3 tRNA genes are annotated in these 402 nt (G+C 54.5%); all 3 read left to right on the top strand.

Annotated features, from left to right (window positions below):
* Positions 1-78 precede the first annotated feature (78 nt).
* The 3 genes from IRB43_RS17675 to IRB43_RS17665 all read left to right on the top strand — a co-directional run bounded on the left by IRB43_RS17675 (position 79) and on the right by IRB43_RS17665 (position 351).
* Positions 79-152, top strand: a tRNA-Met gene (locus IRB43_RS17675).
* A 10-nt stretch (positions 153-162) separates the two neighbouring features.
* Positions 163-255, top strand: a tRNA-Ser gene (locus IRB43_RS17670).
* 22 nt (positions 256-277) lie between these two features.
* A tRNA-Met gene (locus IRB43_RS17665) sits at positions 278-351 on the top strand.
* The last annotated feature ends 51 nt before the right edge of the window (positions 352-402 follow it).

Genomic DNA, 402 nt, shown 5'->3' with positions numbered 1-402 from the left:
GGGAGAGCGCCTGCTTTGCACGCAGGAGGTCAGCGGTTCGATCCCGCTAGGCTCCACCAATTAAATGATATAAACTATGGCGGTGTAGCTCAGCTGGCTAGAGCGTACGGTTCATACCCGTAAGGTCGGGGGTTCGATCCCCTCCGCCGCTATTTATAATATGGAGGAATACCCAAGTCTGGCTGAAGGGATCGGTCTTGAAAACCGACAGGCGGGTTAAACCGCGCGGGGGTTCGAATCCCTCTTCCTCCGCCATATTATACAAACTTCTTATCGTCGCGGGGTGGAGCAGTCTGGTAGCTCGTCGGGCTCATAACCCGAAGGTCACAGGTTCAAATCCTGTCCCCGCAATAAATGGTCCGGTAGTTCAGTTGGTTAGAATGCCTGCCTGTCACGCAGGAG

Source organism: Bacillus sp. REN10 (assembly GCF_016820555.1).
Classification (GTDB): domain Bacteria; phylum Bacillota; class Bacilli; order Bacillales; family Domibacillaceae; genus Bacillus_CE.
Note: the sequence above shows the minus strand (reverse complement) of the source record. Positions and strands in the feature narration are given on the sequence as shown.